Annotated in this window: 34 protein-coding genes and 1 pseudogene; 33 read left to right on the top strand and 2 right to left on the bottom strand. The window is 43.4% G+C overall.

What is annotated here, in order from left to right; all coding sequences use genetic code 11:
• A complete protein-coding gene (locus G6047_RS16260) occupies positions 1-3219 on the bottom strand; it encodes a SusC/RagA family TonB-linked outer membrane protein (protein ID WP_169528678.1) in 3219 nt (1072 codons plus the stop codon).
• A gap of 184 nt (positions 3220-3403) precedes the next feature.
• Entirely contained in the window at positions 3404-5071 is a 1668-nt protein-coding gene (locus G6047_RS16255; RefSeq protein ID WP_235946575.1) for a BamA/TamA family outer membrane protein, read from the bottom strand.
• A 223-nt stretch (positions 5072-5294) separates the two neighbouring features.
• Between G6047_RS16255 and rpsL the strand changes: the two genes are divergently transcribed.
• The 33 genes and pseudogenes from rpsL to rplQ form a co-directional block, all read left to right on the top strand.
• Positions 5295-5678 carry a 30S ribosomal protein S12 gene (rpsL, locus tag G6047_RS16250; RefSeq protein ID WP_169528676.1) on the top strand — a complete coding sequence of 128 codons (384 nt, stop codon included), beginning with the start codon at positions 5295-5297 and terminating at the stop codon, positions 5676-5678.
• A gap of 107 nt (positions 5679-5785) precedes the next feature.
• The gene (gene rpsG, locus G6047_RS16245; RefSeq protein ID WP_169528675.1) at positions 5786-6262 is read left to right on the top strand and encodes a 30S ribosomal protein S7; all 477 of its coding nucleotides are present in this window, start codon (positions 5786-5788) and stop codon (positions 6260-6262) included.
• Between the two features lie 6 nt (positions 6263-6268).
• Positions 6269-8425, top strand: a complete 2157-nt coding sequence (gene fusA, locus G6047_RS16240) for an elongation factor G (protein ID WP_169528674.1) — start codon at positions 6269-6271, stop codon at positions 8423-8425.
• A gap of 11 nt (positions 8426-8436) precedes the next feature.
• Positions 8437-8742 carry a 30S ribosomal protein S10 gene (rpsJ, locus tag G6047_RS16235; protein ID WP_169528673.1) on the top strand — a complete coding sequence of 102 codons (306 nt, stop codon included), beginning with the start codon at positions 8437-8439 and terminating at the stop codon, positions 8740-8742.
• 85 nt (positions 8743-8827) lie between these two features.
• Positions 8828-9547 carry a glycosyltransferase family 2 protein gene (locus G6047_RS16230; protein WP_169528672.1) on the top strand — a complete coding sequence of 240 codons (720 nt, stop codon included), beginning with the start codon at positions 8828-8830 and terminating at the stop codon, positions 9545-9547.
• A 330-nt stretch (positions 9548-9877) separates the two neighbouring features.
• Positions 9878-10495 (top strand): 50S ribosomal protein L3, encoded by a 618-nt coding sequence (rplC, locus tag G6047_RS16225; protein ID WP_169528671.1) that lies wholly within the window; start codon positions 9878-9880, stop codon positions 10493-10495.
• A complete protein-coding gene (rplD, locus tag G6047_RS16220) occupies positions 10495-11124 on the top strand; it encodes a 50S ribosomal protein L4 (RefSeq protein WP_169528670.1) in 630 nt (209 codons plus the stop codon). The genes rplC and rplD overlap by 1 nt, the downstream gene beginning before the upstream one ends.
• A 7-nt stretch (positions 11125-11131) precedes the next feature.
• Positions 11132-11422 carry a 50S ribosomal protein L23 gene (gene rplW, locus G6047_RS16215; protein WP_169528669.1) on the top strand — a complete coding sequence of 97 codons (291 nt, stop codon included), beginning with the start codon at positions 11132-11134 and terminating at the stop codon, positions 11420-11422.
• A 12-nt stretch (positions 11423-11434) separates the two neighbouring features.
• Positions 11435-12259: a 50S ribosomal protein L2 gene (rplB, locus tag G6047_RS16210; RefSeq protein ID WP_169528668.1), complete on the top strand. Its 825-nt coding sequence runs from the start codon at positions 11435-11437 to the stop codon at positions 12257-12259.
• Positions 12260-12265: 6 nt separating this feature from the next.
• Positions 12266-12544, top strand: coding sequence for a 30S ribosomal protein S19 (gene rpsS / locus G6047_RS16205; protein WP_169528667.1), 279 nt, complete (start codon positions 12266-12268; stop codon positions 12542-12544).
• A 6-nt stretch (positions 12545-12550) separates the two neighbouring features.
• Positions 12551-12964 carry a 50S ribosomal protein L22 gene (rplV, locus tag G6047_RS16200; protein WP_169528666.1) on the top strand — a complete coding sequence of 138 codons (414 nt, stop codon included), beginning with the start codon at positions 12551-12553 and terminating at the stop codon, positions 12962-12964.
• 6 nt (positions 12965-12970) lie between these two features.
• The gene (rpsC, locus tag G6047_RS16195; protein ID WP_169528665.1) at positions 12971-13735 is read left to right on the top strand and encodes a 30S ribosomal protein S3; all 765 of its coding nucleotides are present in this window, start codon (positions 12971-12973) and stop codon (positions 13733-13735) included.
• Positions 13736-13760: 25 nt separating this feature from the next.
• Positions 13761-14186: a 50S ribosomal protein L16 gene (gene rplP / locus G6047_RS16190; RefSeq protein WP_169528664.1), complete on the top strand. Its 426-nt coding sequence runs from the start codon at positions 13761-13763 to the stop codon at positions 14184-14186.
• 14 nt (positions 14187-14200) lie between these two features.
• A complete protein-coding gene (rpmC, locus tag G6047_RS16185; RefSeq protein WP_169528663.1) occupies positions 14201-14392 on the top strand; it encodes a 50S ribosomal protein L29 in 192 nt (63 codons plus the stop codon).
• Positions 14393-14404: 12 nt separating this feature from the next.
• Complete coding sequence (gene rpsQ, locus G6047_RS16180) at positions 14405-14665, top strand: 30S ribosomal protein S17 (RefSeq protein ID WP_169528662.1); 261 nt, start codon at positions 14405-14407, stop codon at positions 14663-14665.
• A 2-nt stretch (positions 14666-14667) separates the two neighbouring features.
• Positions 14668-15036 (top strand): 50S ribosomal protein L14, encoded by a 369-nt coding sequence (gene rplN / locus G6047_RS16175; protein WP_007803649.1) that lies wholly within the window; start codon positions 14668-14670, stop codon positions 15034-15036.
• A gap of 11 nt (positions 15037-15047) precedes the next feature.
• Positions 15048-15362: a 50S ribosomal protein L24 gene (rplX, locus tag G6047_RS16170; protein ID WP_169528773.1), complete on the top strand. Its 315-nt coding sequence runs from the start codon at positions 15048-15050 to the stop codon at positions 15360-15362.
• A complete protein-coding gene (rplE, locus tag G6047_RS16165; protein ID WP_169528661.1) occupies positions 15362-15913 on the top strand; it encodes a 50S ribosomal protein L5 in 552 nt (183 codons plus the stop codon). The genes rplX and rplE overlap by 1 nt, the downstream gene beginning before the upstream one ends.
• Before the next feature lie 3 nt (positions 15914-15916).
• A complete protein-coding gene (gene rpsN / locus G6047_RS16160; RefSeq protein ID WP_169528660.1) occupies positions 15917-16186 on the top strand; it encodes a 30S ribosomal protein S14 in 270 nt (89 codons plus the stop codon).
• A 142-nt stretch (positions 16187-16328) separates the two neighbouring features.
• Positions 16329-16727, top strand: a complete 399-nt coding sequence (gene rpsH, locus G6047_RS16155) for a 30S ribosomal protein S8 (protein ID WP_169528659.1) — start codon at positions 16329-16331, stop codon at positions 16725-16727.
• 19 nt (positions 16728-16746) lie between these two features.
• Positions 16747-17289 (top strand): 50S ribosomal protein L6, encoded by a 543-nt coding sequence (rplF, locus tag G6047_RS16150; protein WP_169528658.1) that lies wholly within the window; start codon positions 16747-16749, stop codon positions 17287-17289.
• An 11-nt stretch (positions 17290-17300) separates the two neighbouring features.
• Positions 17301-17654, top strand: a complete 354-nt coding sequence (rplR, locus tag G6047_RS16145) for a 50S ribosomal protein L18 (RefSeq protein WP_169528657.1) — start codon at positions 17301-17303, stop codon at positions 17652-17654.
• Positions 17655-17659: 5 nt separating this feature from the next.
• A complete protein-coding gene (rpsE, locus tag G6047_RS16140) occupies positions 17660-18184 on the top strand; it encodes a 30S ribosomal protein S5 (protein ID WP_169528656.1) in 525 nt (174 codons plus the stop codon).
• Between the two features lie 11 nt (positions 18185-18195).
• Positions 18196-18378, top strand: a complete 183-nt coding sequence (gene rpmD, locus G6047_RS16135; protein WP_169528655.1) for a 50S ribosomal protein L30 — start codon at positions 18196-18198, stop codon at positions 18376-18378.
• A gap of 9 nt (positions 18379-18387) precedes the next feature.
• Entirely contained in the window at positions 18388-18840 is a 453-nt protein-coding gene (gene rplO, locus G6047_RS16130) for a 50S ribosomal protein L15 (RefSeq protein ID WP_169528654.1), read from the top strand.
• A 13-nt stretch (positions 18841-18853) separates the two neighbouring features.
• Positions 18854-20194 (top strand): preprotein translocase subunit SecY, encoded by a 1341-nt coding sequence (gene secY, locus G6047_RS16125; protein WP_169528653.1) that lies wholly within the window; start codon positions 18854-18856, stop codon positions 20192-20194.
• 3 nt (positions 20195-20197) lie between these two features.
• Positions 20198-20413, top strand: a complete 216-nt coding sequence (infA, locus tag G6047_RS16120; RefSeq protein WP_007136545.1) for a translation initiation factor IF-1 — start codon at positions 20198-20200, stop codon at positions 20411-20413.
• 11 nt (positions 20414-20424) lie between these two features.
• Positions 20425-20541 (top strand): type B 50S ribosomal protein L36, encoded by a 117-nt coding sequence (ykgO, locus tag G6047_RS16115; protein ID WP_002987490.1) that lies wholly within the window; start codon positions 20425-20427, stop codon positions 20539-20541.
• Positions 20542-20543: 2 nt separating this feature from the next.
• Complete coding sequence (gene rpsM / locus G6047_RS16110) at positions 20544-20918, top strand: 30S ribosomal protein S13 (RefSeq protein ID WP_169528652.1); 375 nt, start codon at positions 20544-20546, stop codon at positions 20916-20918.
• A 9-nt stretch (positions 20919-20927) separates the two neighbouring features.
• A complete protein-coding gene (rpsK, locus tag G6047_RS16105) occupies positions 20928-21311 on the top strand; it encodes a 30S ribosomal protein S11 (protein WP_169528651.1) in 384 nt (127 codons plus the stop codon).
• Positions 21312-21406: 95 nt separating this feature from the next.
• Entirely contained in the window at positions 21407-22012 is a 606-nt protein-coding gene (gene rpsD / locus G6047_RS16100) for a 30S ribosomal protein S4 (protein WP_169528650.1), read from the top strand.
• 22 nt (positions 22013-22034) lie between these two features.
• The gene (locus tag G6047_RS16095; RefSeq protein ID WP_169528649.1) at positions 22035-23027 is read left to right on the top strand and encodes a DNA-directed RNA polymerase subunit alpha; all 993 of its coding nucleotides are present in this window, start codon (positions 22035-22037) and stop codon (positions 23025-23027) included.
• 32 nt (positions 23028-23059) lie between these two features.
• Positions 23060-23533, top strand: a pseudogene (gene rplQ, locus G6047_RS16090) (50S ribosomal protein L17); the annotation flags it as partial.
• Positions 23534-23775 lie beyond the last annotated feature (242 nt).

The following is a 23775-nucleotide window of genomic DNA, read 5'->3' as shown; positions in this document are numbered from 1 at the left end:
TCAGAAGTTGAGTTTTACATTCATGGAATATACTTTTTCGGAAGGCATTACCCCAGATTGGTAGCCTTGGATGTTTCCGGATGAGTTCCCGGCTTCGGGATCGGCATACGGGAGATTTTTGTGTATGATCCAAAGGTTGTTTCCCGTCAGGCTTACAGATAATCCCTGTAAAAATGTACGTTTGAGTACTTCGGCGGGGAAACTGTACGTAAGGGCCACTTCACGGAGTTTAACATAAGAGGCATCATAAATAAAGGCTTTTGTAGGGCGTGTGCCGTTTCCGAACGCCCCACCTGCATAAGAAGCATCGATCCTGACGTCATTCGGCTGTCCTGTTGTTTCGTTGACTCCGGGTAAAATGATACCTCCTGAATCTGCACCATCGGTCAATGGGCTTCTTACAGGATTGCCCAAGTCGTTATTGCCGACAGTTTCTCTGTACAATCCTGTGTACAATCCGTAATCCTGATCTAGTGAGAATAAATCCCCTCCTTTTTTTACGTCGATCAAAACACCGAGAGAAATTCCCTTGTAAGAAAAACGATTGTATAATCCGCCAATCCAGTCGGCTTGGATGTTTCCGATAACTTTATCATCTGCCGTAAGATAATATCCGTCATCACCGACAAGTTTATTCCCGTTATCGTCATACACGTAATCGGTGCCACGCAACGTTCCGTAAGGTTGGCCAACGGTTGCATTCAGTGAAACGCCATCCTGGAATGTGGCAAGCTGGAGATTCGAACGGCCTTCATCTAATTTGATCAGTTCGTTCTTGTTTTTAGACCAGTTTGCCGTGATGCTCCATTCGAAATCCCTGTATCTTACCGGAACTACCGTAAGCGAAACTTCTACTCCTTTATTCTGGAGTTCACCTGCATTGATTTGTGACGTGGAAAATCCGGTCGAAGTAGATTGTGGGACGTTGATGATCTGGTTTAATGTATTTGATTTGTAAATAGATGCATCAATGCTTATGCGGCGTTTGAACATAGCCAGTTCCACACCGAATTCTGTGGTTTTTTGTTTCTCAGGCTTCAGTTTGTCGAATTCAACAAATACGGAACTGTTTCCAAATGACGGATAGCTGTCAACAAGGCCATTGTTATTTCTCGCACCCAAGCGCCCGTAGGCCGGATCATTACCGACAACAGCGTAATTTGCCCGGATTTTTCCTAGTGAAAGCCAATCTTTTTTGATGAATTCGGAGAAAACCAAACTTCCGCCAAAGGAGTAATAATCGTACGTGTTGTTATTCACAGGAAGTGCCGATGAGCTATCTACGCGATATGTACCCTCAACGAACAGCGTCTGCTTCCAGTCTAACGAAGCCTGTCCGTAGACCCCGAATTTTTTATAGTTCAGTTCTTCTTCTTCTGGCGCGACAAATACATTTGAATTTGATAATGTATAGATTCCTGCCGCCGCAAGGCCGCCGGTTGTAGAACCTTCAAAAGAATCCACCTTAGCTTTTATAAAAGTTGTTCCGGCCAGGAATTTTGCACCTATTGATTCAGAGAATCTGGTATCATACGTCAAAATGAAATCATATGTCGTCTGAAGGAAATTGCGGGTGTATAAATTGTATCCGCTGGTTTCGCTGAGTTGCTGCAGTCCGAATTCTTCCGCATGGCTTCCTACGGCTTTGCGAAGTTCTTGGCGGTCATTGCTTGATTCAACGGTTACACGTGCCAAAGCATTGAATCCTTTGAAAATATCATAACTGATATTTCCGCCGCCAATGAAACGGTTGCGGTCATCTGAAGAATAATTTTCATACCGATCCCAATAAGGGTTGTTCCAGTAATATGGATTAAATTTTCCGGCAGTAGGGTCTTCATAATTCCAGGTGGCGTTAGTGCCTTCCCGGAAATAGGAATCGCGAAGTTCAAGTATATCGACGTTAGTTGGCCACCATTGCCGGAATCCTGTCATGAAGTTATCGCCATAACCAACATTGTTACGTCCGATTACGGTTTGATCTGAATATGTGAAAAAAGCAGTAGTACGCAATTTTTCATGAAGTTGACGACTGAAATTTCCATTGACCGTGTTCTTGTTCAATTGACTGTTTGGCAACGTCCCTGTTTCGTAGTTGTTGGTAAAGCCGAAATTATAAGTTCCTTTATCGTCACCTGAATTTATATTTACACTATTGACGGCTCCGAATGATTTGCGAAAGAACTTCGAAGGGTCATTTTTAGCTGCAGTCCATGGGGTTGCCTGTCCGAAATTTGGGTTTCCGGGATCGAATGCATTCCAATTGTACACGTTGAGAGACGGGTCATAGGCAACTCCGTAAGAAGCATCGTCACCTGTTGGAGTAATGAAGCCGGTTTCTTCGTCCCCGTAAAAACTGTCCGGTCCTGCGTATCCCTGTCCATATTCCTTTTGATATTTCGGAAAGGTGGACCGGTCTATCATACCCATAGATGTCGTGGTACTCAGGCTGATGCCAATGCCGGAATTCTGTTTTCCTTTCTTGGTTGTGATCATTATGGCACCATTTGCGGCTTGGCTTCCATAAAGAGCCGTTGCGGCAGCACCTTTAAGAACCGTAATCGACTCAATGTTATTCGGGTCAATATCAGATGCGGAGTTACCAAAGTCAAACCCGTCACGGCCTCTTGCGGCATCGGTAGTATTCAGGTTTGTGTTTGTAATTGGCACACCGTCGAGAACTAAAAGAGCCTGGTTGTTTCCGCCAATACTTTTTGTCCCCCGTAAAACAATATTGGTCGAACCGCCAAAGTTTGAGTTTTTTCGCACTTCAAGTCCTGCAACTTTACCGGAAAGACTGTTGGTGAAATTGTTTGTCGGGGTCTGGTTAATTTGCGTGGCATCTAACTTTTGAGAAGAATAACCGAGGGATTTTTTATCCCTTGAAATGCCCAGTGCAGTGACGACAACAGTTTCAAGTTGAACAGAATCGTCTGCCATAACAACATTTAACGTGGAATTTGCTGCCGAAACCTCCTTGGCCTGCATGCCGATAAATGTAAAAACGAGAATATCTGTTGTTGCTGCGGCAATAGTGAATTTACCGTCAATGTCTGTCATGGAACCTGTTGTGTTCCCTTTAACCACAATACTTACTCCCGGAAGCGGAAGGCCCGAATTGTCCTTAACCACACCAGAAACGGTGCGCGTTTGTGCAATAGCCAGCTGTGTGAGTAAAACAGCAAGCAAAGCAAGATAATTTTTCAATTTTGCTCTCATAATTGTTGAGTTAGTTAGAGGGCAAAAATAGAAAAAAGAGTTAAATATTAAGATTAATGTGGGAATAATGTAATATTTGATGAATTATTTGCAACAAAAAACCTTATTATTAGAAAAAAATTCAATGTTAAGATATTGTAAAGAATTGATTTCCAATATATTATGCATGCATAATAGTTGCCGATTAAAAGTTTGCTTTTAACGATAATTGGACTACAGAATTTGAGAGTTTTATGGTCTGATCGCCAGTGCTTCCGTTCGCATAGACTAAATTCAAAAGCCCAGTTTTGGTCAATAATCCAAATCCGAAACCGAGCCCGAGCAAACGTCCGGAGTTGCCTGTGGCATCATCTGCATAATATCCGTAATCCAAAATGGAATGCACATATAAATTGGGGGCAAGGATATATCTGTATTCGGTCAAAATAGAAGTCAACGCATTGCCTTGCAGACTGTTTTCATTGAATCCGCGAATGGAATTTATCCCGCCGAACCTGTATAATTCACTGATCGTGTAATCAGAACTGGCCAGGTAAAAATCCTGGCTTCGTATGTTGACGAGGTTCTTTTCATTGAGGTAGAAATTATGTCTCAAATCTGCTTCTGCGAACAATTGAGTATCTTTTTGCAAGTTGGATTTGCGTGATCCGATTCCTGTCTTTAAGGTCAATCTGGTCTTTTCCGGAAACAGGAATTCAGATGATTTATAATTCACATAACTTGTGCCTACAGTAAGGAATTGATTGTTGTAATCGTTGATCGAGAAGCTGTTTTGGTTCTGGATGTCGCTTGATTCCGTCGCTTGATAGCCTAAATAAACGCGGGTGTTGTAATTGAAAAAATAACCGAGTTCCGCCGATGTTTTTGTATTCTGGAACGTGCTGTCCTGTTTGAAAATATTCAGCTGCGCCCGGATTCCGAAACGCGATTTGAAAATATACGGCAATTCCAGGCTGACATTGAATGTGCGTTGTTCCTTCCCGTCGCTTTTCCAATAGAGATTGAATTCTTCCCCGGTATTGACAAAATTCACAAGTTGCAGGTCGAGATAACCGCTGAAAACAATTTTGGCATTTTCATCGTCGTTGGCAAAACCTATAAGTCCGTCGAACCGGCTTGGCTTTGATTTTTCGAGATAGACAAAAACCTTCGTGGTATCTGTCGTAAACAAAATCTCGGGATATTTTACCTGATTGATGAATCGGAACTTATTGAAATCTGTGTACAATTCCTGAAGTGTCTGCTGATTGAACGTACGGTTTTTATACAATCGCTTGATGGCGCGTTTGTGGCCTTCGGGAAATTTATCATATCCCTGAATCACAATATCATTGAACACGCGGGTTTTTCCGGGATCGATATCCAGATCGGCGAACAATTCATTTCCATGTTGTCGAATGTTCGAGAGTTTTATTTTTGCGAGTGAAAAACCGGTGCGTTCCAACAGCTTTAATTTGGAATCGAGCAGGTTTTCGAGAGATGCGGGAGTCGCAATTAAAGTGTCTTTTTCACCGGCAAAAAGGTTCTTTTGCAACTCAGGGTTCTTACCTATATATATATGTATGTTTTTGGTCCGATTGCCAAAGTTGTATATATAGGTAAAAGTGCTGTCGGAAGTTTTTGTGGACGATTCCAATTTGGCATTGAAAAAACCGATGTGTTGTAAGGCCGATGGAATCTTGAGTGCTTCGGCCTCAAGCGTTTTGGCATTCGGGAATTCCCGCACGTATCCGATGGAGTCGATGATGGCCGTTTCTTTTTCAGTCTGGCCGATGGCATTAAGTTTCAGTTGCTGGCTTCGCGAAGAAGTTGCAATGCAGAATGCAAGGATCAGGAAAGCCAATTTTTTCAAACGGATGCAGGTTGGGAATTGATAACGCAAAATACATCGGTTTCAGATAATTCGCGCCAAAAGATTTGCCTCAGTCATTTCGTGTGTTTGCTAAATGTTTGACTGGCAGACAGACCGGATTGAAAATTAATAAATTATGATTTGTTTCATTGATTTTTATTGCTACATTTGCAACCCCGTAAAAAGCGGGATTATTAGAACAAGAAAATTTTAGTAGTACATTATGCCAACAATTCAACAATTAGTAAGAACTGGAAGAACCCAGATAACTAAGAAGTCTAAATCGGTTGCTTTGGATTCATGTCCTCAAAGACGTGGAGTATGTACGCGTGTTTACACTACAACACCTAAAAAGCCAAACTCTGCCATGCGTAAAGTAGCGCGTGTACGTTTGACTAACGGTAATGAAGTGAACGCTTACATCCCTGGAGAAGGACATAACCTCCAAGAGCACTCGATAGTATTAGTTAGGGGCGGAAGGGTAAAAGATTTGCCAGGAGTTCGTTACCACATTGTACGCGGCGCATTAGACACTTCAGGTGTTGCAGGCCGTACACAACGTCGTTCGAAATACGGAGCAAAACGCCCGAAAGACGCAAAAAAGTAATTTAAAATTTTGACGAAAGACAAAAGACGAAAGACAAAGGACTTCGGTTTCGCGTTTCTCGTTCGTCATTAAGACACTCGTCGTTCGTCTAAAAAAAACTTTAAGAAATGAGAAAAAGACAGGCCAAGAAAAGACCTCTTTTACCGGATCCGCGTTTCAACGACCAGTTAGTAACACGTTTTGTGAACAACTTGATGTGGGACGGTAAAAAATCAACCGCTTTCAAAGTATTCTATGATGCAATCGACATCGTAGAGGCTAAGAAGCAAGATGCTGAAAAGACATCACTCGAAATCTGGAAAGATGCTTTGACCAATGTTATGCCGCACGTAGAAGTACGTAGCCGTCGTGTTGGTGGAGCTACATTCCAGATCCCAATGCAGATTCGTCCAGATCGCAAGATCTCTATGGCGATGAAATGGTTAATCCTTTATGCACGTCGCCGTAACGAGAAATCGATGGCCCAAAAGCTGGCTTCTGAAGTCCTTGCTGCTGCAAAAGAAGAAGGAGCTGCTGTTAAAAAACGTATGGATACTCACAAAATGGCAGAAGCTAACAAAGCATTCTCTCACTTTAGATTCTAATCGGAAATGGCAAGAGACTTAAAATTTACTAGAAATATCGGGATCGCTGCACACATTGATGCGGGTAAGACCACGACAACTGAGCGTATCCTATTTTACACCGGAAAGTCACACAAAATTGGTGAAGTGCACGATGGTGCTGCAACCATGGACTGGATGGCGCAGGAGCAGGAGCGTGGTATCACGATTACCTCTGCTGCGACAACCTGTGAATGGAACTTCCCTACAAACCAAGGTAAGCCAACTGCTGATAGCAAATCTTACCACTTCAACATTATCGATACCCCGGGACACGTGGACTTTACCGTAGAGGTAAACCGTTCGCTTCGTGTATTGGATGGTCTTGTTTTCCTTTTCTCTGCTGTTGATGGTGTCGAGCCACAATCTGAGACTAACTGGAGACTTGCTGACCAGTACCGCGTGCCACGTATGGGCTTCGTGAACAAGATGGACCGTCAGGGATCTAACTTCCTGGGAGTTTGCCAACAGGTTCGCGACATGTTGAAATCAAATGCTGTCGCTATCACATTGCCAATCGGTGAAGAAGCAGACTTTAAAGGGGTTGTTGACTTGGTGAAGAATCAGGCTATCGTATGGCATGATGAAACCCAGGGAGCTACTTTCGATATCGTCGAAATCCCGGCTGACATGGTTGACGAAGTAAAACAATACCGTGATATCCTTATCGAAGCGGTTGCCGATTACGACGAAAACCTGCTTGACAAGTACATGGAAGATCCGGAATCTATCACAGAAGAAGAGATCAACAATGCGTTGCGCGCTGCAACTATGGACATGGCTATCATACCGATGATCGCTGGTTCTTCTTTCAAAAACAAAGGAGTTCAGTTCATGCTTGATGCCGTTTGTAAATATTTGCCTTCTCCATTGGACAAAGAAGGTATCCAGGGAATTTCTCCTGACGATGCCGATTTGTTAGAGGAAGACCAAACCAAAATCTTGCGTCGTCCAGATGTAAAAGAGCCTTTCGCAGCTTTGGCATTTAAGATCGCAACCGATCCTTTCGTAGGTCGTCTGGCTTTCTTCCGTGCGTATTCAGGACGTCTTGATGCAGGTTCTTATGTATTGAACACGCGTTCAGGTAACAAAGAAAGAATTTCGCGTATCTACCAGATGCACGCCAACAAGCAAAACCCAATCGAGTATATCGAGGCAGGTGATATTGGAGCTGCTGTCGGGTTTAAAGATATTAAGACCGGAGATACATTGTGTGATGAAAAACACCCGATTATCCTCGAATCCATGAAATTCCCTGATCCGGTAATCGGTATCGCGATCGAGCCTAAAACAAAGGCTGACGTTGATAAAATGGGTATGGCTCTGGCTAAACTGGCCGAAGAAGATCCAACGTTCACCGTTCGTACAGACGAAGCTTCAGGTCAAACGATCATTTCTGGTATGGGTGAGCTTCACCTTGACATCCTTGTTGATCGTATGAAGCGTGAGTTCAAAGTAGAAGTAAACCAGGGCGAGCCTCAGGTTGAATATAAAGAAGCTTTCACTAAGGCAGCTCAGCACAGAGAGGTTTACAAGAAGCAATCCGGTGGTCGCGGTAAATTCGGTGACATCGTATTCAAACTGGAGCCTGCTGACGAAGTTGACGGTAAAGTTCCTGTAGGATTGCAGTTCATCAACGCTGTTAAGGGGGGTAACGTTCCTAAAGAATATATCCCATCTGTTGAAAAAGGTTTCCGCGAAGCTATGAAAGCTGGTCCTTTGGCTGGTTATCAGGTAGACAGCTTGAAAGTTACTTTGCTCGACGGATCTTTCCACCCTGTGGATTCGGATGCACTTTCTTTTGAATTGGCTGCTAAACTTGGATACCGTGAAGTAGCGAAAGCTGCAGGAGCCGTAATCCTTGAGCCAATCATGAAGATCGAGGTTATCACTCCGGAAGAAAACATGGGTGATATCGTAGGTGACTTGAACCGTCGTCGCGGTCAGGTGAACGACATGGGTGACCGTAACGGTGCGAAAACCATTAAGGCAGATGTGCCTCTTTCTGAAATGTTTGGATACGTGACAACCTTGCGTACACTTTCTTCAGGACGTGCAACATCTACAATGGAATTCTCTCACTACGAGGAAACTCCTTCGAACATCTCCGAAGCTGTAATCAAAAAAGCAAAAGGTAACGCCTAATTCTTAAGAAAATGAGTCAAAAAATCAGAATAAAACTGAAATCTTACGATCACATGCTCGTTGACAAATCGTCTGAGAAGATCGTAAAAACGGTAAAGAGCACTGGCGCTGTCGTTACAGGACCTATTCCTTTGCCAACGAACAAAAAATTGTTTACCGTATTGCGTTCCCCGCACGTAAACAAGAAAGCCCGCGAGCAGTTCGAAGTAATGTCTTATAAAAGACTTATCGACATCTACTCTTCTTCATCAAAGACAATCGACGCTCTTATGAAACTCGAATTGCCTAGCGGTGTAGAAGTTGAGATCAAAGTCTGATACTTTTTATATGCAAATAAAACAAATGACCGATTTAACGATCGGTCGTTTGTCGTTTAATTAAGACCTAACTTTAAAGCGATACATGGCTTTTTCCAAACTTTCTATTATCATTCCCGTTTATAACGAAGGGAAGACGGTATATAAAATTCTTGACAAGATAAAGCAGGTCGAATTGATTGGCGGTCTTTCCAAAGAGATAGTTATTGTTAATGATTGTAGTAAAGATGACACTGCAATGGCTATCAGGACATACATGGAAATGAATCCGGATTTGCCTATATGTTTTTTCGAACATGAAGTAAATCGCGGAAAAGGTGCGGCCCTTCGTACCGGTATCGAAAAGTGTACAGGCGATGTTGTCGTGATCCAGGATGCAGATCTTGAGTATGATCCGGGAGAATATAATCTGTTGCTGAAACCAATCCTCGATGATGTTGCCGATGTTGTCTACGGAAGCCGTTTTATGGGAGGCAAGCCACACAGAATACTCTTCTTCTGGCACAGCATCGGGAACAAATTCCTCACGTTCCTCAGTAATATGCTTACCAATCTGAATCTTACCGATATCGAAACCTGTTACAAGATTTTCAGGGTCGAGATTATAAAAAGCGTCAAATTAAAAGAGAACAGATTTGGTTTTGAACCGGAAGTAACGGCGAAAATTGCCCGGATTCCAGGTTTAAGGCTCTATGAAATTGGAATAAGTTATTACGGACGGACATTTCAGGAAGGAAAAAAAATCAATTGGAAAGACGGTTTCAGGGCTATCTACTGTATACTCAAATACAATATTTTCAGATAAACTATCGGTTAGAAATTGCTCTTTTGGAACAAAGGAAGCAAGGTTTGTAACTAAGGGGTTTCTCACTTCTTAATCGGAATTTAAATTTCTGAAAGTCAATAACTAAACCGATGATTTCTATTGTTTTAGGTGCGTCTTGCTATTTGGTTTCAAACACTTGTTTTCGCTGGTTTAAATCCAAATCGACAAATAATTGAAGTTCAGAAATTTATTTATTAGCAAGATGTTAGAATTATATTTGGTTTAATACAATGTAATCTCTACATTTGCACGCTCAAAAAATAGCGTATTGGCTATTTGAAAATCAATGTTTAATAATAATTAGTATTTATGTCTGGGTTAATTGGTAGAAAAATCGGCATGACCAGCATCTTCGACGAGAACGGGAAAAACATTCCTTGTACCGTGATCGAAGCTGGCCCGTGCGTGGTTACCCAAGTCAGAACCAACGAGGTCGACGGGTATGAAGCGTTGCAACTTGGTTTCGATGACAAGACTGACAAACATTCCACAAAAGCGGCCGCAGGTCACTTTAAGAAAGCTGGAACGGTTGCCAAGAAAAAAGTCGTTGAATTCCAGGATTTCGCAACTGAGCAAAAATTGGGTGACATCATCGATGTTTCCATTTTTGCAGAAGGTGAATTTGTAGACGTTCAAGGCGTTTCAAAAGGTAAAGGATTCCAGGGTGTTGTTAAGCGTCACGGTTTTGGCGGGGTAGGACAGTCTACCCACGGTCAGCACAACCGTTTGCGTGCACCGGGTTCTGTGGGAGCTTCCTCTTATCCGTCACGTGTATTCAAAGGAATGCGCATGGCAGGTAGAACAGGAGGTGTAAATGTTAAAGTTCAAAACCTAAGAGTATTGAAAGTCGTTGCCGACAAAAACCTGATCCTTGTTAAAGGTGCGGTTCCGGGACACAAAGACTCTTATTTAATTCTTCAGAAGTAATGGACGTAAAAGTTTTAAATATCAGCGGAAAAGAAACAGGCCGTTCAGTAAGTCTGGATGCATCTGTTTTCGGTATAGAGCCTAACAAGCACGCGGTATATCTTGACGTGAAGCAGTACCTGGCCAACCAACGTCAGGGAACGCACAAAGCGAAAGAGCGTGCAGAGGTTACCGGATCTACTCGTAAGATCAAGAAACAAAAAGGAACAGGAACGGCTCGTGCGGGATCTGTAAAATCACCGGTTTTCAAAGGTGGTGGTACTATTTTCGGCCCACGTCCTAGAAGTTATTCTTTCAAACTGAACAAAAACCTGAAGCGTCTGGCTCGTAAGTCGGTGCTGTCTCAGAAAGTTCAGGAAAGCAATCTGGTAGTCCTTGAAGATTTCAATTTCGATGCCCCGAACACAAAGAATTTTATTAATGTTTTGAAAGCCTTAGGGTTAGAAAACAAAAAATCGTTGTTCGTCTTGGGTGATGCAAATAAAAATGTATATTTGTCGTCCCGGAATTTGAAAGCCTCTAATGTCGTAACATCATCAGAATTAAGCACTTACGCTATTTTGAATGCAAATAATGTTGTGCTTTTGGAAGGTTCTTTGGAAGGAATTGTAGAGAATTTAAGCAAATAAGAACGAGATGAGTATCATAGTAAAACCAATCGTCACCGAAAAAGTAACCCGCCAGGGAGAGCTTTCAAACCGTTTCGGTTTTGTGGTAGACAAGAAGGCTAACAAGGTTCAGATTAAGAAAGCGGTTGAGGCTGCTTACAATGTGACTGTTACCGAAGTCAACACCATGAACGTTCGTCCGGACCGCACGACAAAATACACCAAGAGTGGATTGATCAGCGGAAAAACCAACGCTTACAAAAAAGCGATAGTCCAGGTTAAGGACGGAGAAACTATCGATTTTTATAATAATATCTAATTATAGGCAAACATGTCAGTTAGAAAATTAAAACCTATTACCCCGGGCCAGCGATTTAGAGTTGTGAATAGCTTTGACACTATCACGACTGACAAGCCGGAACGCTCATTGTTAGCGCCGATAAAAAACTCAGGAGGTAGAAATAGTCAAGGAAAAATGACCATGCGTTATACAGGCGGTGGTCACAAGAAAAGGTATCGTATGATCGATTTCCAACGTACTAAGGAAGGTGTTCCTGCTACTGTGAAATCAATCGAATACGATCCGAACAGAACTGCGTTCATTGCTTTGTTGTTTTATGCAGATGGAGCCAAGACGTATGTAATTGCTCAAAACGGATTGCAGGTTGGTCAGACAGTAGTGTCTGGTCCGGATGCGCAGCCGGAAATCGGAAACACGATGCCGCTTAGCAAAATTCCTTTGGGAACTGTTATCTCTTGTATCGAATTGCGCCCAGGACAAGGAGCTGTTATCGCTCGTTCGGCAGGTACATTCGCACAATTGATGGCTCGTGACGGAAAATATGCTACAATCAAAATGCCTTCAGGAGAGACTCGTTTGATTCTTTTGACTTGTTCGGCTACGATTGGTGCCGTTTCCAACTCTGACCACCAATTAGTCGTTTCAGGTAAGGCTGGACGTTCACGTTGGTTGGGCCGTCGTCCTCGTACGAGACCAGTTGCCATGAACCCTGTTGATCACCCGATGGGTGGTGGTGAAGGACGCTCTTCAGGAGGTCACCCACGCTCACGTAAAGGTCTTCCGGCTAAAGGTTACAGAACCCGTGCTAAGGCTAATCCGAGCAATAAGTATATTGTAGAACGCAGAAAGAAATAATAAGAAATGGCACGTTCATTAAAAAAGGGACCTTTCGTTCATTATAAGTTAGAAAAGAAAGTTCTGGAAAACGTCGAAAAAGGAAACAAAGGAGTGGTGAAGACCTGGTCTCGCGCTTCAATGATTACTCCTGATTTCGTTGGGCAGACTATCGCAGTCCACAACGGCCGCCAGTTCGTTCCGGTATATGTTACTGAGAACATGGTAGGTCACAAACTGGGTGAATTCTCACCAACACGGTCTTTCCGTGGTCACGCAGGTGCTAAAAACAAAGGTAAAAAATAAGAAGTCATGGGAGTTCGTAAAAGAGAAAGAGCAGAAGCCATCAAAGAAGCTAACAAGTCGTTGGCCTTTGGTAAACTGAACAATTGCCCTACTTCACCTCGCAAAATGCGCCTGGTAGCTGACCTCGTAAGAGGACAAAAGGTAGGGAATGCACTGAATATTTTAAGATTCAGCCAAAAAGAAGCGTCACGCAAACTTGAGAAACTGGTTCTTTCGGTTCTTGCCAACTGGCAGGCGAAAAACCCTGATGCAAGTATGGAAGATGCAGGGCTGTTCGTAAAAGAGATCCGCGTAGACGGAGGAATGATGCTGAAGCGTCTTCGTCCTGCACCACAGGGTCGTGCACACAGAATCAGAAAACGTTCCAACCACGTTACTGTGGTTTTGGGACAGACCGATAACACACAAGTTAATTCATAAGTAAGCATGGGACAAAAGACAAATCCAATCGGGAATCGCCTTGGTATCATCAGGGGTTGGGATTCTAACTGGTACGGAGGAAACGATTACGGCGATAAATTGGCCGAAGATTACAAAATCCGTAAGTACGTTCATGCTCGTTTATCGAAAGCTAGTGTGTCAAAAGTGATCATCGAGAGAACTTTGAAGCTTGTAACCGTTACTATCACCACTGCCCGTCCGGGTATCATCATCGGGAAAGGCGGCCAGGAGGTAGACAAGTTGAAAGAGGAACTTAAGAAAATCACCGACAAGGAAGTTCAAATCAACATCTTTGAAATCAAAAGACCGGAACTGGATGCTTTTTTAGTTGCATCAAGCATCTGTCGTCAAATCGAAAGCCGTATTTCTTACCGTCGTGCTATTAAAATGGCCATTGCTGCTTCTATGCGTATGAACGCTGAAGGTATCAAGGTTCAGATTTCAGGACGTTTGAATGGTGCTGAGATGGCGCGTTCCGAGAATTTCAAGGAAGGTCGTATTCCGTTGTCAACTTTCAGAGCTGATATTGATTATGCTTTGGCAGAAGCTCACACGACTTACGGTCGTATGGGAATCAAAGTATGGATCATGAAAGGCGAGGTTTACGGAAAGAGAGATCTTTCTCCGCTTGTAGGTATGGACAAACAACAAAAAGCAGGCGGTAAAGGCGGCGATGCTCCACGTGGAGAGCGCAGGTCTAACGACCGTCGTGGTGGAGACCGTCCAGGTGGCCCTCGTAAAAGAAAGTAATTAACTTAAGACTTAAGTAGAAAAAATGTTACAGCCAAAAAGAACCAAGTACCGCAAGGTACAGAAGGGCAGAATGAAAGGTCTGGCTCAACGCGGGCACGAACTTTCAAATGGTATGTTCGGAATTAAATCGGTGCATGAGGATGGAATGTTCCTGACTTCACGCCAAATCGAAGCAGCCCGTATCGCGGCAACCCGTTACATGAAGCGTGAAGGACAGCTTTGGATTAAGATTTTCCCGGACAAACCTATCACTAAGAAACCTCTTGAGGTACGTATGGGTAAAGGTAAGGGTGCCGTTGAATATTGGGCAGCCGTTGTAAAACCAGGAAGAATCATGTTTGAAGTAGGTGGAGTTCCATTGGCAGTTGCCAAAGAAGCACTTCGTCTTGCTGCACAGAAACTTCCGGTGAAGACCAAATTCGTTGTTGCAAGAGATTTTGAATCATAATCTGATAAAGAAAAATGAAACAATCTGAAATAAAAGATCTTTCTGCAGCACAGTTGCAAGAGAAACTTGGAGAGACTAAAAAGGCTTACGCAGATATGACATCGGCACACGCTCTTTCTCCAATTGCCAACCCGCTTCAAATTCGCAGCCTCAGAAGAACAGTTGCAAGACTGAATACTGAGATCGCTAAAAGAGAGCAACAATAATCTGCCCGAAAGATGGAAGAAACAAGAAATTTAAGAAAAGAAAGAATTGGTGTTGTGACGTCAAACAAAATGGACAAGTCTATTGTTGTGGCGCAGACTACGAAAGTAAAACACCCATTATACGGTAAGTTCGTGTTAAAGACTAAAAAGTTCCATGCACACGACGAAACAAACGACTGCAACGTTGGTGACACGGTACGTATCTCTGAGACACGTCCATTGTCAAAGACCAAATGCTGGAGATTAGTTGAAATTATTGAAAGAGCTAAGTAATTATGGTACAACAGGAATCAAGATTAAAAGTAGCAGACAACACCGGGGCAAAAGAAGTTTTGACTATCCGTGTGTTGGGCGGAACGAAACGTCGTTACGCTTCTGTAGGTGATAAGATCGTTGTATCTATCAAGGATGCCACTCCGAACGGAAACGTGAAGAAAGGCGCAGTATCGACAGCTGTTGTTGTCCGTACCAAAAAAGAGGTAAGAAGAGCCGATGGTTCTTACATCCGTTTCGACGACAATGCATGTGTTCTTTTGAACGCTGCAGGCGAAATGAGAGGAACCCGTGTTTTTGGACCGGTAGCAAGAGAACTTCGTGAAAAACAATTCATGAAAATCGTTTCACTGGCACCTGAAGTGCTTTAATTCGTACAATGATGACAAAACTGAAAATTAAATCAGGAGATATCGTTCGCGTTATCGCAGGTGACCACAAAGGTTCTGAAGGCAAAGTTGTCCGTGTTTACAAACTGACAAACAAAGCTATCGTAGAAGGTGTGAACCTGGTTTCAAAACATACCAAGCCAAGTGCAAAAAGCCCTCAGGGTGGTATCGTTAAAAAAGAAGCTGCCCTTCATATTTCCAACCTGGCGTTGGTAGATGCGAAATCAAAATCAACTACTAAAGTTGGATACCGCATGGAAGGTGACAAGAAAGTTCGTTTTTCTAAAAAATCAAATCAGGTAATCTAATGGCTTATTCACCAAGATTGAAACAGGAGTACAAAGACCGTGTTGTCTCTGCCCTGAAAGAAGAATTCGGTTACAAGAACGTAATGCAGGTTCCTAAACTTGAAAAAATCGTTCTTAGCCGTGGCGTAGGTGCTGCTGTGTCAGATAAGAAACTGATCGATTATGCAGTAGACGAGTTGACGAAAATCACTGGTCAGAAAGCAGTTTCCACTATCTCTAAGAAAGACGTTGCTTCTTTCAAACTGAGAAAAGGAATGCCGATTGGTGCTAAAGTTACCCTACGCGGAGAAAGAATGTATGAATTCCTTGATCGTCTGATCACTGCCGCTTTGCCGCGTGTTCGTGACTTCTCTGGAATCAACGCTACTGGTTTCGACGGACGCGGAAATTACAACCTCGGAGTTACCGAGCAAATCATTTTCCCGGAAATCGACATTGACAAAGTGAACAAAATCTCTGGTATGGACATCACGTTCGTGACATCTGCCCAAACCGACAAAGAGGCAAAATCACTTTTGGCTGAACTAGGATTACCATTTAAAAAGAACTAAGACATGGCTAAAGAATCAATGAAAGCCCGCGAGGTAAAGCGCGAAAAAACGGTTGCAAAATACGCTGAGAAAAGAAAAGCTTTGTTAGAAGCTGGAGATTACGTAGGTTTGCAAAAATTACCGAAAAACGCTTCTCCTGTTCGTATGCACAATCGTTGCAAATTAACCGGAAGACCACGTGGTTACATGCGCCAATTCGGCATCTCCCGCGTTACTTTCCGCGAGATGGCGAACCAAGGTTTGATACCGGGTGTTAAGAAAGCCAGTTGGTAATTTTATTTGAAAAAGATTAAATTTTTATTGTAAGAGAGTAATTTCTTACAATAAAAATTTCTCTTATTGAAAAAGAGTTTTAATTGGATACAGGTTCGTCTGATGTGGTGTCAGCGAAAACCGTTTCCGCAATTTTATATTCATGTATACAGATCCAATCGCGGATTACTTAACGCGTGTTCGTAATGCAGTTGCAGCGAACCACAAAGTAGTTGAAATCCCCGCTTCTAACTTAAAGAAGGAGATCACCAAGATTCTGTTTGACCAGGGTTATATCCTGAGCTACAAATTCGAGGAGGACAAAGTCCAGGGGACAATCAAAATTGCTCTTAAGTACGACAAAGACACTAAAGAGCCGGTTATCAAAGATATCCAGAGAATCAGTAAGCCAGGTTTGCGTAAATACGCCGGTGCTTCGAACCTTCCACGAATCCTTAACGGATTGGGGATTGCAATCGTTTCAACTTCCAGAGGTCTTATGACGGGAAAACAAGCGAAGCAACTCAATGTCGGTGGTGAGGTAATTTGCTACGTATACTAATCTATAAAAACGAAGAACGATGTCAAGAATTGGAAAAAGTCCTATCGCGATCCCGTCTGGAGTTACTGTAGATGTAGCAAACGGAGTCGTAACTGTAAAAGGTAAAAATGGTCAGCTTGCTCAGGAGTTTGCTGATATCGATGTTAAAATCGAAGATGGCCAGGTCGTAGTTGAGCGTTCAACCGACGATAAAGACCAACGTTCAAAACACGGTTTGTACCGCGCTTTGATCAACAACATGATAACCGGTGTTTCAACCGGATTCACAAAAGAACTTGAATTGGTAGGTGTAGGTTACCGTGCGTCCAACGCCGGACAAAAACTTGATCTTGCTCTTGGATTCTCTCACAACATCGTTATGGACATTGCTCCGGAGGTAAAAGTTGAGACAATCTCTGAAAAAGGTAAGAACCCTATCATCAAACTTACTTCCCACGACAAACAGCTTTTGGGTGCCGTTGCCGCTAAGATCCGCGGGTTCCGTCGTCCTGAGCCGTACAAAGGAAAAGGTATCAAGTTCGTAGGAGAAGTATTGAGAAGAAAAGCAGGTAAATCAGCTTAATAAACAGCATTATGTCATTAACTAAATCTGAAAGAAAACAGAGAATCAAGTTCCGTATCCGTAAAATCGTGAACGGTACTTCCGCTAAGCCGAGACTTTCCGTGTTCAGAAGCAACAAGGAAATTTACGTTCAGCTTATCGACGACGTGAATGGTGTGACTTTGCTGGCTGCATCTTCAAGAGATAAAGGCTTTGATGCCAAAGGGACAGCTATCGAGGTAGCTAATGCCGTTGGTAAATCAGTTGCCGAGAAAGCACAAAAGGCAGGTATATCAGAAGTTACCTTCGATCGCGGAGGAAACCTGTACCACGGCCGTATTAAATCACTAGCAGAAGGCGCGAGAGAAGCCGGGCTTAAATTCTAAGAATCATGTATCATACATACAAAAACGTAGAACTGGTTAAGCCAAGCGGACTCGAACTGAAAGACCGTCTGGTAGCTGTTAACCGTGTAACCAAAGTGACAAAAGGTGGCCGTGCCTTCGGATTTTCGGCTATCGTTGTCGTTGGTGATGAGAACGGTGTCGTAGGACACGGTTTGGGTAAATCAAAAGATGTCTCTGAAGCAATCGCGAAAGCGGTGGAAGATGCCAAGAAAAACCTCGTGAAAATCCCATTGTCCGGACAATCTGTTCCGCATGAGCAAAAAGGTAAATTCGGTGGAGCGCGCGTATTTTTGATGCCAGCGTCCCACGGTACAGGAGTTATTGCCGGTGGTGCGGTTCGTGCCGTATTGGAGTCGGTAGGAATCCACGATGTACTTTCGAAATCTCAAGGATCGTCTAACCCGCACAATGTGGTAAAAGCAACTTTCGATGCTTTGCTACAGATGAGAAGCGCTTACACTGTTGCTAAACAACGTGGTGTTTCTCTTGAAAAAGTGTTTAAAGGATAATTTCAGGAATCATGGCTAAACTAGTAGTAAAACAAGTACGCAGTCAAATCAACTGCCCTAAAACGCAGAAACTCGGCCTTGAGGCTTTGGGTCTTCGTCGTCTGGGACAAACGGTTGAGCACGAGTCGAATCCTGCAATCCTCGGGATGATCAATAAAGTTAAACACCTGGTTTCCGTTACGGAATCCAAATAACCCATAGTTATGAATTTAAGTAACTTACAACCTGCAGAAGGTTCAACCCACAACCAGAACAAACGCGTCGGACGCGGTGAAGGTTCAGGTAAAGGCGGAACTTCCGCACGTGGTCACAAAGGGGCCAAGTCCCGTTCAGGTTATTCACGTAAAATTGGTTTCGAAGGAGGTCAGATGCCTTTGCAACGCCGTGTGCCTAAGTTCGGTTTCAAGAACATCAACCGTGTGGAATATCAGGGAATCAACCTTGATACGCTTCAGGCTTTGGTAGATAACAACGTGGTTACAGATACTGTAGATTTCGCTACAATCGTATCAAGCCGCCTTGCTACTAAAAATGAAGTGGTAAAAATCCTTGGACGTGGTGAATTGAAAGCCAAACTAAAAGTAAGCGCTCATAAGTTTACTGCTTCCGCTAAAGCTGCCATCGAGGCTGCTGGTGGTGAAGCGGTAGAATTGTAATCGAAACGAAACGATGAAGAAATTTTTTGAATCAATAGCTAACGTTTGGAAGATTGAGGAACTGCGTAACCGTATCACGTTTACGTTGGGCCTGCTTCTGGTGTACCGTTTTGGTGCTCACGTTACACTTCCGGGGATAGATCCTACCCATTTGGCTGCTTTGACAAGCCAGACTAAAGACGGTATCGCATCTATCCTTGACATGTTCACCGGAGGTTCGTTTTCAAAAGCTTCAGTTTTCGCTCTGGGAATCATGCCGTACATTTCGGCATCGATCGTAGTCCAGCTCATGGGAATCGCAATTCCTTACCTGCAGAAATTGCAGAAAGAAGGAGAAAGCGGACGTAAAAAACTGAACCAGATCACGCGTTGGCTTACTATCGCCATCACGTTGGTTCAAGGTCCTGGTTATATCTATAACCTGCACCGTACGCTTCCTGCAGATGCATTCCTTATGCCGTTGGATTCGTTCTCATTCCTTTTCTCATCTGTGTTGATCCTTACAACAGGGACCATCTTCGCGATGTGGCTTGGAGAGAAAATTACCGATAAAGGTATCGGAAACGGTATTTCACTTTTGATCATGGTTGGAATCCTTGCGCGTCTGCCGCAGGCTTTCCTTCAGGAATTTACATCTACAATCACCAATAACGGTGGTGGGCCGATGATTCTTGTTATCGAAGTAATCGTTTGGTTGCTGGTAATCATATCCTGTGTATTGCTTGTAATGGCAGTCCGTAAGATTCCAGTACAATATGCGAGAAGAACCGTTTCAGGCGATTTTGAACAGGATGTCAACGGAAACCGTCAGTGGATTCCTTTGAAACTGAATGCAGCCGGTGTAATGCCGATCATCTTCGCCCAGGCGATTATGTTTATCCCTGCAGCTTTGGCCGGATTGTCCCAATCGGACACTTCACAAACCATTGCAGGTGCATTCAGTAATATGTTCGGATTGTGGTATAACCTTGTTTTCGCTTCATTGATTATTTTGTTCACGTATTTCTATACCGCAATCACGGTTCCGACCAACAAAATGGCCGATGACCTTAAGAGAAGCGGTGGTTTCATTCCAGGCATCCGTCCGGGAGTTGAAACTTCAGATTTCCTTGACAAGATCATGTCATTGATTACGTTCCCTGGTTCTTTATTCCTGGCGCTGATTGCGATTTTCCCTGCGATTGTCGTAAATCTTGGAGTACAACAGGCTTGGGCTATGTTCTTCGGAGGTACTTCACTGATCATTATGGTAGGTGTTGCCATCGATACGATTCAACAAATCAATTCATACCTGCTCAACAAGCATTATGACGGTTTGATGAAAAGCGGTAAAAACAGAAAAGCGGTAGCTTAATATATGGCGAAGCAATCAGCAATAGAGCAGGACGGAAGCATCATCGAAGCATTGTCGAATGCGATGTTCCGTGTTGAATTAGAGAACGGCCACATCGTGATCGCTCACATCTCGGGAAAAATGCGTATGCACTACATCAAGTTGCTTCCGGGCGACAAGGTGAAACTCGAAATGAGCCCTTACGATCTGTCCAAAGCAAGAATAACTTATAGATACTAAAGCTACTAGATATGAAAGTAAGAGCATCAGTAAAAAAGAGAAGCGCAGAGTGCATCATTGTGCGCAGAAAAGGAAGATTATACGTAATCAACAAAAAGAATCCTAGATTCAAACAAAGACAAGGTTAATTATGGCAAGAATAGCAGGGGTAGACATCCCAAAAAACAAGAGAGGCGTTATCGCTTTGACCTATATCTTCGGTATTGGTAAAAGCCGTGCTGCTGAAATCCTGGCTAAAGCCGGAGTTAGCGAAGACATTAAAGTTCAGGACTGGAACGACGACCAGATCGGAGCAATCCGTGACGCCGTTTCTTACTACAAGATCGAAGGTGAACTTCGTTCTGAGACGTCTTTGAACATTAAGCGTTTGATGGATATCGGTTGTTACCGTGGCATTCGTCACAGAGCTGGACTTCCACTCCGTGGTCAACGCACTAAAAACAACTCACGTACCAGAAAAGGTAAGCGTAAAACTGTTGCGAACAAGAAGAAAGCAACTAAATAATAAGTAGAAATGGCTAAAGCAACAGCAAAAAAACGTAAAGTTATAGTAGAATCTACTGGAGAAGCTCACGTAAGTGCTACTTTCAACAACATCATCATTTCTTTGACAAACAAGAAAGGTGAAGTTATTTCCTGGTCATCGGCCGGTAAAATGGGCTTCCGCGGTTCTAAGAAGAACACGCCTTACGCAGCTCAGATGGCCGCTGAAGATTGCAGCAAAGTTGCAATGGAAGCAGGTTTGAAGAAAGTGAAAGTGTATGTAAAAGGACCAGGAAACGGACGTGAATCCGCTATCCGTTCTTTGCATAACTCAGGAATTGAAGTGACAGAGATCATCGACGTTACCCCAATGCCGCACAACGGTTGCCGTCCTCCAAAGAGACGTCGCGTATAATTTTACAATTAAAGTAGTAAGTATAATCGGATAGCGCCGATGGTTATCGGAGGATCAGACCTGAATTCATAACCGCGCATCCAAAAAATTTAGAAATGGCAAGATATACTGGTCCACAAACTAAAATCGCCCGTAAATTCGGCGAGGCGATCTTCGGAGACGATAAGTCGTTCGAGAAAAAAAATTACCCACCGGGACAACACGGCCTGGCGAAAAAAAGAGGTAAAAAATCTGAATATGCAGTACAGTTGATGGAAAAGCAAAAAGCGAAGTACACGTACGGTATTCTTGAAAAACAATTCCGTGGATTGTTTGAAAAAGCGGCTGCTTCACGTGGTGTTACCGGTGAAGTATTGATTCAGCTTTGCGAGGCACGCCTTGACAATGTGGTTTTCCGTATGGGAATCGCGCCTTCAAGAAGAGCTGCCCGCCAAATCGTTTCCCACCGTCACATCACCGTGAACGGGGAATTGGTAAACATCCCATCCTATCACTTGAAAGCAGGTGACAAAGTTGCCGTTCGCGTGAAATCGAAATCTGTCGAAAGCATCGTGAACTCTCTTGCAGCTTCATCTCATGTTTATGAGTGGATCACCTGGAACAACGATACTCAAGAAGGTACGTTCGTTTCTGTTCCTGCACGTGTTCAGATCCCTGAAAACATCAAGGAACAACTTATCGTCGAATTGTACAACAAATAATAAAAACTGAGGAGTCCAAATTATGGCAATATTCAATTTTCAGAAACCTGACAAGGTTATCATGATCGATTCAACCGATTCAGAGGGCAAATTCGAATTCCGCCCGCTGGAACCTGGTTACGGATTGACTGTTGGTAACGCTTTGAGAAGGGTGCTGCTTTCCGCTTTGGAAGGTTATGCGATCACTTCGGTACGCATTGAAGGTGTAGATCACGAGTTTTCTACCATTTCAGGCGTAGTTGAAGATGTTACCGAGATCATCCTAAATTTAAAGCAGGTTCGTTTCAAGCGTCAGATCGAAGACGTGGATAATGAATCAGTAACGGTTTCGGTTTCAGGAAAAGACCAGCTTACTGCCGGTGATTTCCAGAAGTTCATTTCAGGTTTCCAGGTATTGAACCCGGAGTTGGTTATCTGCAATATCGATAGCAAAATCAACCTGAACCTTGAGCTGACCATCGAAAAAGGCCGTGGCTACGTTCCTGCAGAAGAGAACAAAAAGCAAAATGCACCAATCGGAACCATCGCTACAGATTCCATCTTTACTCCGGTAAAGAATGTGAAATATGCTATCGAGAACTTCCGTGTCGAGCAGAAGACCGACTACGAAAAACTGGTTTTCGAAATCAAGACAGACGGTTCCATCGCACCAAAAGATGCGTTGACCGAAGCTGCCAAAGTTTTGATCCACCACTTCATGTTGTTCTCTGACGAACGCATCACGCTTGAAGCAGACGAAATTGCACAGACTGAATCTTACGACGAAGAGTCATTGCATATGCGTCAGCTTTTGAAAACCAAACTTGTAGACATGGACTTGTCCGTACGTGCTTTGAACTGTTTAAAAGCAGCCGAAGTAGATACACTTGGCGACCTGGTTTCCTTCAACAAGAACGACCTGATGAAATTCCGCAACTTCGGTAAAAAGTCACTTACGGAACTTGATGAGCTTGTAGCCAACAAGAACCTGACCTTCGGAATGGATCTTAGTAAATATAAATTAGATAAAGACTAGTCCGGCACGTCCTGGATTAAATACGAATAGTAATGAGACACGGAAAGAAATTCAATCACCTAAGCCGCCAGACCGGCCACAGAAAAGCGATGTTGGCAAATATGGCTTGCTCTCTGATCGAGCACAAGCGTATCAACACGACCGTTGCCAAGGCAAAAGCGCTTAAGGTTTTCGTTGAGCCGCTTATCACCAAATCCAAAGAAGATTCTACGCACAATCGTCGTATCGTTTTCGCTTACCTGCGCAACAAATATGCGGTAACGGATTTGTTCCGCGACGTAGCTGCAAAAGTAGCTGACCGTCCGGGAGGTTATACACGTATCATCAAATTGGGCAACCGTTTGGGAGATAACGCTGATATGGCTATGATCGAACTGGTAGACTTCAACGAACTGTACAACGGAGGTAAGAAAGAAGTGAAGAAGTCAAGAAGCCGTCGTGGTGGAAAAACTTCTGGAACTGCTGCTGCTCCTGCCGCTAAAACTGAAGCTGCTCCGGCTGCTGAAGTGGAAGAAGTGGAAACACCTGAAGCTGTAGTTGAAGAAACTCCAGTAGCCGAAGCTCCTGCTGAAACTGCAAGTGAGGCGACTCCTGAGGCTCCGGCTGCAGATGACACCGACAAAAAAGAATCTGCTGAGTAATTCCGGCAATTCAGATAGAAAGGGACAAGCGAAAGTTTGTCCCTTTTTTTATGATTTCTTCGGATAACTTTCGCTGGTTTGTTTTAGTTCGTTCGAACCAAGTCGAT

Source organism: Flavobacterium silvaticum (assembly GCF_012911565.1).
Lineage (GTDB): Bacteria > Bacteroidota > Bacteroidia > Flavobacteriales > Flavobacteriaceae > Flavobacterium > Flavobacterium silvaticum.
Note: the sequence above shows the minus strand (reverse complement) of the source record. Positions and strands in the feature narration are given on the sequence as shown.